Here is a 7,862-nt window from a genome sequence, read left to right on the forward strand (position 1 = left end):
GGCGTACGCGGCATGAGTCTCGGCGACCAGCACGGGTACGGGGAGTCCTCGCGCGCCGGTGACGACGGGGCGTACGGAGGTTACGGCGGCACCGGCCAGACCCGCACCCGCCTCCCCGACGACCCCTACGGCAGCACCCCCCGCCGCCCCCGATCCTCCTCCAGAAGCCTCGTCACCATCGTCGGCGTAGTCGTCCTCCTCATCGCCGCGATCGCCTTCGCGAACCGCGGAGGCGACGATTCCGGGGACAACGGCTCCGGGGGCGACAAGGCGGAGACGGCGCCTACGGCGGCTTCGGGGGAGCGGCCGGTGGAGACGAAGACGGCGGGGATTCCTACGGGGTTCGCGCAGAGTGAGCAGGGGGCGGAAAGCGCGGCGGCCAACTACACAGCTGCCCTGGGTTCGGACGGCATGTTCAACACCGCCAAGCGGCACCAGATCGTCGAGACCATCGCCGATCCCAGCGCGATGAACCGCCTCAAGGCCGGCTTCGACGCCGACTACTCGGCCGACTTCCTGAAGACACTCGGCCTCGACGAGGACGGCAGCGCGCCTTCAGGCAGCACGTTCGTCAACCGGACACTGCCGGTGGGCACCAAAGCCACGTCCTACAGTTCCGCCGCGGCCACCGTCGAAGTCTGGTGCAACAGCCTGTTCGGGCTCACCGGTGAGAACACGACCAACCCGGTGACCAACGGCTGGTTCACCGTGACCTTGAAGCTGAACTGGACCGATGGCGACTGGAAGGTCCTCGAGACCAGCCAGAAGACCGGCCCAACCCCCGTCAACGCAGACGACCCGGTCTCCGGAGCCGACGAGATCGGCAAGGCGGTCGAGGAGTTCGGAGGGTTCACGTATGCCCGGTAGCCCGCGTCGCGCACTCACGCTCACTGGTGCTGTGGCGGCCGTTCAGGTCGGCGCCATCCTGCTGGCGACCCGAGCCTTCGCCGCGCCCACCCCCTCGCCCTCGCCGTCCTCCAGCAGCGACCCCTGCTCCCTGATCGCCGGCCCCGCCAAGGACTACTGCGAACGAGAATCCGGCGACAAGGGAGACACCAGCACCCTCCCCAACGACGTAACCGCCACAGTCGACCCCCTCTCCTCCCTCGCCAAGGGCTGCGCCAACGCCGCCTCCTGGACCATCGACAAGCTCTCCGCCGCAGTCAACGAAACCGCGAACGTCGACTTCACGAACCAGACGTTCCTCCAGCAGTACGCCGTGGTCTTCGCGGCCTCGACGATCCTCACCCTCATCCTGTGGCTGCTCGCGGTGGCGAAGCGAGCCGTGCGGGGCGTTCCCCTCACCACGGCCCTCTCCGAAGCCGTCGGCTTCCTCTGGCTCACGGTCCTGGCCTCGGCCTTCACCCCCCTCATCCTCTACACGATCGTCTCGGCGACCGACGGAGTAAGCGAGGTCCTCGCGAAAGCCACCGGCGACCAGACGGACACCTTCTTCGGCAACTTCTCCGGCGCCTTGAAGAAGGGCGAGGACATCGGCGGCGGGCCCATCATGCTCATCGTCGTATCCCTCGTCTCCATCCTCGCCGCAGGCGTCCTCTGGCTGGAGCTGGTCATCCGCGCCGCCCTGCTCTACGTGGGCGCGCTGCTCGGCACGGTCGTCTACGCGGGACTCGTCGACAAGAACCTGTGGGGCCACGTCCGCCGCTGGGCGGGCATCATGATCGCGGTCATCCTCATCAAGCCGGTGATCGTGATCGTCCTCGGCCTCGCGGGCGCGCTCTCCGCGGACGAGGGCCCGGACGCGTTCTCCGCTGTGGTCTCGGGCCTCGCCATCATCCTCCTGGCCATCTTCGCCTCGGCGATGATCTACCGCTTCGTCCCAGGCTTCGGCGACGAGATCGCCGGCTCCCGCAACAACCGTCTGATGCAGGGCGCCGAGAACAAGGCCGCCGCCGTCATCAGCTCCCCCGCCACCCTCGTCGCCCAGGGCATCAAAACCCACAGCACCCGGGCCGACAACAACGGCGGCGGAGGCGGCAACAGCGGCGCCCGCCCGTCCAACCCGGCCTCCGGCGGCGTAGCCGCCCACAGCTCCCGTACGGCGAACGGCGGCGGAGGCGGAGGCGGCGGATCCGTCCCCGCCGCACCCCCGCCCCGCTCGAGCCCGGTCAACACCCCCCACGCCAGTAACACCCGCAACAGCAACCGCACGGGAGGTGAAGGGCGTTGACGACCGAGTCCCACCTGTCCCATCCGGTCACGCCCCGCCGTACATATCTGATCGGCCGCGCCCGGCCGAACGCGATCATCGGCCGGAACCGCGAGTCCGGCGAGATCGCGTTGATCATCGTGGGCGCGTTCCTCGGCATGATGTGCGGTCTCCTCGTCCCGGTCCTCGTACCGCGCATCGCCCTGCTCACGGGCTTCCCACTGCTCGCGCTGGCGGCCGTCTACGTGCCGTACAAGCGGCGGACGTTCTACAAGTGGTTCGAGATCAACCGCAGTTACAAGCGAGCGCTCCGCCGCGGCACGACGTACCGCTCCGCCGCCATGGAGGCCGGTACGCGCCTCGACGGCCGTGAGGTCGAGGTCGGCCCGCCCCCGGGCATCGGCCGTATCACCTGGCTGGCCGCGCCCTTCGGCCCCGACGAAATCGCCGTACTCCTCCACGCCGACCGCCGGACCGTCACCGCCGCCATCGAGATCGAGGGCCCGGGCGTCGGCCTGCGCGACTCCGAGGACCAGGAAGCCCTCGTCGACCGCTTCGGCACCCTCCTCAAGCACGTGGCCAACGGCGACGGCTTCGTCACCCGCCTGCAGATGCTCGCCCGTACGCTCCCGGCCGACCCGGACGCCCACGCCAAGGACGTCGCCCAGCGCGGCGACGAGCGCGCCCCCGGCTGGCTGCAGCAGTCGTACGACCAGCTCCAGTCCATGGTCTCCACGAGCAGCGAGCAGCACCGGGCGTACCTGGTCGCCTGTATGCACTACAACCGCGAACTGGCCGCCGAGGCGCACGCCATGGCCCGCGCGGCCCGCCCGCAGGGCCGGAAGATGGACAAGGACGCGGGCCTCGCCGTCGTCATGGCGCGTGAGCTGACGGACATCTGCTCGCGCCTCCAGGAGGCCGACATCCGCGTACGGCAGCCACTGGGCCAGGGCCGCCTCGCCTCCCTCATCCACTCCATGTACGACCCGGACCACCCCATCGACCACATCCAGGCCATGACCAGGCGCAACGCCTGGCCGGCCGAGCTGGACGCGATGGAGCCGGACTACCTCCAGGCCAAGACCCGCGAGTCCTCCACCCGCGCCCCCTGGTGCCACGCCACGGCCTGGGTGAAGGAGTGGCCGATGACCCCGGTCGGCGTCAACTTCCTGGCCCCGCTCCTGGTCCACACCCCGGACGTCATCCGCACCGTCGCCGTCACGATGGACCTCGAACCCACCGAGGTCGCCATCGAGCGGATGCTGACGGAGAAGACGAACGACGAGGCGGAGGCGTCCCGCGCCGCCAAGATGAACCGCACCGTCGACCCCCGTGACGTGGCCTCCCACTCCCGCCTCGACCAGCGCGGCGAGGACCTCGCCAGCGGCGCCGCCGGCGTCAACCTGGTCGGCTACATCACCGTCTCCTCCCGCTCCCCGGAGGCGCTCGCGCGCGACAAGCGGACGATAAGGGCCTCGGCCGGCAAGTCGTATCTGAAGCTGGAGTGGTGCGACCGCGAGCACCACCGCGCCTTCGTCAACACGCTCCCGTTCGCCACCGGAATCCGAAGGTAGGGCTGTCGCGATGCGGGACCATCCGATCCAACCGCACCCGGAGGTGAGGCGCTGATGCGGGACCCCATGTCCGCCCTCACGGACGCCTTCACCTCCTTCCTCTTCGGCAAGGTCGAGACGACCCGCCTCCCCGTCCGCACCTCCACCGGCCAGGCCCAGGCGGTCTACCTCCCGACCGCCGCCCCCGGCCTCGGCGACTCCGGCGTGATCATCGGCCGCGAGGTCTACTCCGGCAAGGGCTACATCTACGACCCCTTCCAGCTCTACGGCCAACAGCTCCCCGCCCCGCACTGGCTCGTCCTCGGCGAGTCCGGCAACGGCAAGTCGGCCCTGGAGAAGACGTACGTCCTGCGCCAGCTCCGCTTCCGCGACCGTCAGGTCGTCGTCCTGGACGCCCAGGGCGAGGACGGCGTCGGCGAGTGGAACCTCATCGCCCAGGAGCTGGGAATAACTCCCATCCGCCTGGACCCGACCGCCGCCCTGAACCACGGCATCCGCCTCAACCCCCTCGACCCCTCGATCACCACGACGGGCCAGCTGGCTCTCCTGAGGACGATCATCGAGGTGGCGATGGGCCACGGCCTGGACGAACGCTCCGGCTTCGCCCTCAAGGTCGCCCACGCCTACGTCAACGAGACGATCGTCGAACGCCAGCCGGTCCTCACCGACATCGTCGAGCAGCTCCGCCACCCCGAGCCGGAGTCCGCGGAGGCGATGAACGTCGCCCTCGACGACGTACGGGCCTGGGGCCTGGACGTGGCACTCGTCCTCGACCGACTGGTCGACGGCGACCTGCGCGGCATGTTCGACGGCCCCACGACGGTCGGCATCGACCTCGACGCCCCGCTCATCGTCTTCGACCTGTCCCACATCGATCGCAACTCGATCGCCATGCCGATCCTGATGGCGATCGTCGGCGTCTGGCTGGAGCACACCTGGATCCGCCCCGACCGGAAGAAGCGCATCTTCCTGGTCGAGGAGGCCTGGCACATCATCAACAGCCCCTTCGTCGCCCAACTCTTCCAGCGCCTCCTGAAGTTCGGCCGCCGCCTCGGCCTCTCCTTCGTCGCGGTCGTCCACCACCTCTCGGACGTCATCGACGGCGCGGCGGCGAAGGAAGCGGCCGCGATCCTGAAGATGGCCTCCACCAGGACGATCTACGCCCAGAAAGCCGACGAAGCCCGTGCGACCGGCCGTGTCCTCGGCCTGCCCCGCTGGGCGGTGGAGATCATCCCCACCCTCACCCCCGGCATCGCGGTCTGGGACGTCAACGGCAACGTCCAGGTCGTCAAACACCTGATCACCGAGACGGAACGCCCCCTGGTCTTCACCGACCGCGCGATGACGGAATCGTCCGACGACCACCTCCTGGACGACGACGCCCTGCGCGCCGCCGAGTTGGAGGCGGAGGAACGGGCCGCGGCCTTCGTCGAACAGCAACTGAGCGATCTGGAGGGGTACGGCCCCTCCGAGTCCACGGTGGCCTGAGCTAGCGAGTACAGATGAGACCAGAGGACCGGCACCCCCGGCAGAGCGGCGGCGGCATCCCCGACGGGCTGCTGATCGCCCTCCTCGGCTTCCTCGTAGGCCTGACCCTGCTCGTCTGGACGGCCACCGGCCTCGCCGGCCTCTTCGCCCACGGCGCCTGGCCCGACCGCGTCACCTTCACCCGCACCCCCCTGGCCGTACGCAGCCTGCTCGCCAACCCCCAGGACCTCCCCGCCGCCTGGCCGGACACCCCCACCGGCCAACTCTCCGGCTACGGCCTCTTCTGGGGCCTCCTCATCAGCCAAGTGATGGTCCTCCTCGTCCTGACCATCTTCGTCATGGGCACACTGGCCCGCTGGCGCGCGGTACGGGCAAGGGAGAAGGCGCTACGGTCCCAGGGTGCCCCCCGGGCAACGGCGCCCACGACGCCACAGCCCGGCCCGAGGCACGACAACGCCACGGCTGCGGCACCACCCATGGCCAAGCCCACGCCCAAGCCCACGCCAACGCCCACGCCCACGCCGACCGAAGCCATAGAAGAAGCCACCGCGCCCCTCCCCCCGGCCCTCCTCAAGGACCCGGAATCCCCGCCGGCCGCACTCATCCCCGCCCCTCCTTCTGCTTCTCCTCCTACGGCCGCCTTCGCAAGCCCAAGCCCCCCTGTATCGCGAAGAGCTGTGATCCTCGGCTCCGCCGAATCCCGCCGCCCCGCCGCGCTCGAAGCCGTACGGGACGCCGAAGGCCCGGCCCTGGTGGTCACCTCCGACCCCACCCTCTGGTCGGACACGAAGGATGCCCGAGCGAAACTGGGCCCGGTCCTCCTCTACGACCCCTCCCACCGCTGCGACACCCCGGCCCGCCTCCACTGGTCCCCCACCACCGGCTGCGAGGACAAGCCCACCGCGGCGGCCAGGGCAACCGCCCTCCTCGCCCCGATCCGCCCCACGGCGAAGATCGACCAAGCGGTGGCGGACACGGCGGAAACGCTCCTGCGCAGCTACCTCCACGCCGCGGCAGTAGACGGCCGCACGATCCGCCATCTCCACCGCTGGGCCCAGGGCAGCAACGTCCAAGAGGCAGTACGAACCCTCCGCACGAGCCCGAAAGCGGCCCCGGGCTCCGCGGGCGAACTCGAATCGGCCCTGACGTCCCACCCCGAACGCCGGGACATCGCCCAGGAACTGACGGCCCGGGCCCTGTCCTCCCTCTCCACGGTCAATGTGCGGGAATCCTGCACCCCGAACCGGACGGACTCCCTGACCCTGGATTCCTTCCTCCACGAGGGGGGAACGCTTTATGTGGTCGGCGCACCCATCGAGGACCCCAAGGCGAACCCGTCCGCCATGCCCCTGCTGACGGCCCTCGCCTCAAGCGTGGTCGAGCGCGGCCGGCGCATGGCCGAACGGTCATCCTCCGGCCGCCTCGACCCACCACTCACCCTGATCCTGGACGACGTGGCGGCGGTGGCCCCCCTCCCCCAACTTCCGGCCCTCCTGACCTCCGGCCAGTCCCAAGGCCTGCCCACCCTGGCCCTGCTCCGCTCCCGGGAACAGGCCAAATCCCGCTGGCCGAACCACGAACTTCCCACGCCATAGCGCCCGTCAGGCACGTTCCCCCTGCGGCTGCGGCACCGCATACCCGGGAACGGACGGCCACCGCACGGTCAGCACCACCGACTCCTCCTCCGCGACCCAGGAGTGATCCACCCCGCGCCCCCAGACGACGTAGTCGCCCTGCCGTTCGAGTACGACACTGCGGCCGGGAAAGTCCACGCGGAATGGCCCGCTGATCAGCACCTGCAGAGCCGTACGTCCCTCACCGCGGACCCACTGCGCCCGCCTGTCACCACGCGGATGGACACCCCACTTGATCTCCACCGCGTCACTCCGCCGAGGATCGCCGTCCGCCTTGAAGTGCCCGAGCAGCCAGCCACGGTCCAGCGCCGCGTCCTTGCCCGCATTCCCCACATACACGCCGTCGTCCATGTCGCCGAAGCTAGGCCAACTCCAGGACGTACTCCAACTCCCGTCCTGCATCGCCCTCGACGGTCACCCCACTGCTCACGAACCCGACCCGCCGATAGAAGGCCGCGGCCCGCCCGTTCCCCTCATGCACGAACAACCGCGCCCGCTCGAGCCCGACCCCACGAGCCCACTCCAACGCGGCCCCGAACAACGCCTCCCCTACTCCCTTCCCCCGGTGCCCGTCCCGCAGGAACACCCCCACCAGATGCCCCTGCCGCCGCTCGACGATCCCCCCGAAGAAGTCCTGCACCCCGGCCTCCTCCACGAGCACGGTCACCGACCCGACCCACCCGTCGCCCCCGGTCTCCGCAACGAACTGATGCCGCTCCAAAGCCCCCTCGGCAGCCCCCTCCGTCCGCTCCTTCCAGTACGCGTCCGACCGCCCCACCGCATCCTCGTGCGTCTCCAGAAACGCCAGATGCGCAACCGGATCCCGTAGCGCGGCCAGTCGCAATTCCCGCACCTCACGCCACTCCTCGGCACGGATGGACCGGATCACATACTCGTTCGACGTATTCATGCCAACCACGGTAACGACAAACGCAAAAAGGCCCACACCATTTCTGGTGTGGGCCTTTCGCACTATTTGTTCGGCGGTGTCCTACT

Annotated in this window: 7 protein-coding genes; 5 read left to right on the forward strand and 2 right to left on the reverse strand. The window is 69.7% G+C overall.

The window, feature by feature from the left end; genetic code table 11:
• The first annotated feature begins 12 nt into the window (after positions 1-12).
• The 5 genes from F3T56_RS24145 to F3T56_RS24165 are packed head-to-tail and all read left to right on the forward strand — an operon-like array spanning position 13 to position 6,827.
• Positions 13-867 (forward strand): DUF8175 domain-containg protein, encoded by an 855-nt coding sequence (locus F3T56_RS24145; RefSeq protein WP_149827468.1) that lies wholly within the window; start codon positions 13-15, stop codon positions 865-867.
• Positions 857-2,191, forward strand: coding sequence for a hypothetical protein (locus F3T56_RS24150; RefSeq protein ID WP_149827469.1), 1,335 nt, complete (start codon positions 857-859; stop codon positions 2,189-2,191). Before F3T56_RS24145 ends, F3T56_RS24150 begins: the two co-directional genes overlap by 11 nt.
• Entirely contained in the window at positions 2,188-3,744 is a 1,557-nt protein-coding gene (locus tag F3T56_RS24155) for an SCO6880 family protein (protein ID WP_149827470.1), read from the forward strand. The genes F3T56_RS24150 and F3T56_RS24155 overlap by 4 nt, the downstream gene beginning before the upstream one ends.
• Before the next feature lie 54 nt (positions 3,745-3,798).
• Complete coding sequence (locus F3T56_RS24160; RefSeq protein ID WP_149827471.1) at positions 3,799-5,232, forward strand: ATP-binding protein; 1,434 nt, start codon at positions 3,799-3,801, stop codon at positions 5,230-5,232.
• Positions 5,233-5,246: 14 nt separating this feature from the next.
• Positions 5,247-6,827 (forward strand): type IV secretory system conjugative DNA transfer family protein, encoded by a 1,581-nt coding sequence (locus tag F3T56_RS24165; protein ID WP_149827472.1) that lies wholly within the window; start codon positions 5,247-5,249, stop codon positions 6,825-6,827.
• 6 nt (positions 6,828-6,833) lie between these two features.
• Here F3T56_RS24165 and F3T56_RS24170 read toward each other — a convergent pair whose 3' ends face one another.
• Both F3T56_RS24170 and F3T56_RS24175 read right to left on the reverse strand, forming a co-directional pair.
• A complete protein-coding gene (locus F3T56_RS24170; protein WP_149827473.1) occupies positions 6,834-7,217 on the reverse strand; it encodes a cupin domain-containing protein in 384 nt (127 codons plus the stop codon).
• 10 nt (positions 7,218-7,227) lie between these two features.
• A complete protein-coding gene (locus tag F3T56_RS24175) occupies positions 7,228-7,776 on the reverse strand; it encodes a GNAT family N-acetyltransferase (RefSeq protein WP_149827474.1) in 549 nt (182 codons plus the stop codon).
• Positions 7,777-7,862: the final 86 nt, after the last annotated feature.

Origin of the sequence: Streptomyces tailanensis (genome assembly GCF_008386495.1) — a bacterium.
Classification (GTDB): Bacteria; Actinomycetota; Actinomycetes; order Streptomycetales; family Streptomycetaceae; genus Streptomyces; species Streptomyces tailanensis.

What these genes read in the sequence shown, in the direction of transcription:
- F3T56_RS24145 (WP_149827468.1), top strand. Translation starts at nt 13, where the DNA reads ATGAGTCTCGGCGACCAGCACGGGTACGGGGAGTCCTCGCGCGCCGGT.
- F3T56_RS24150 (WP_149827469.1), top strand. Translation starts at nt 857, where the DNA reads ATGCCCGGTAGCCCGCGTCGCGCACTCACGCTCACTGGTGCTGTGGCG.
- F3T56_RS24160 (WP_149827471.1), top strand. Translation starts at nt 3,799, where the DNA reads ATGCGGGACCCCATGTCCGCCCTCACGGACGCCTTCACCTCCTTCCTC.
- F3T56_RS24165 (WP_149827472.1), top strand. Translation starts at nt 5,247, where the DNA reads ATGAGACCAGAGGACCGGCACCCCCGGCAGAGCGGCGGCGGCATCCCC.
- F3T56_RS24170 (WP_149827473.1), bottom strand. Translation starts at nt 7,217, where the DNA reads ATGGACGACGGCGTGTATGTGGGGAATGCGGGCAAGGACGCGGCGCTG.
- F3T56_RS24175 (WP_149827474.1), bottom strand. Translation starts at nt 7,776, where the DNA reads ATGAATACGTCGAACGAGTATGTGATCCGGTCCATCCGTGCCGAGGAG.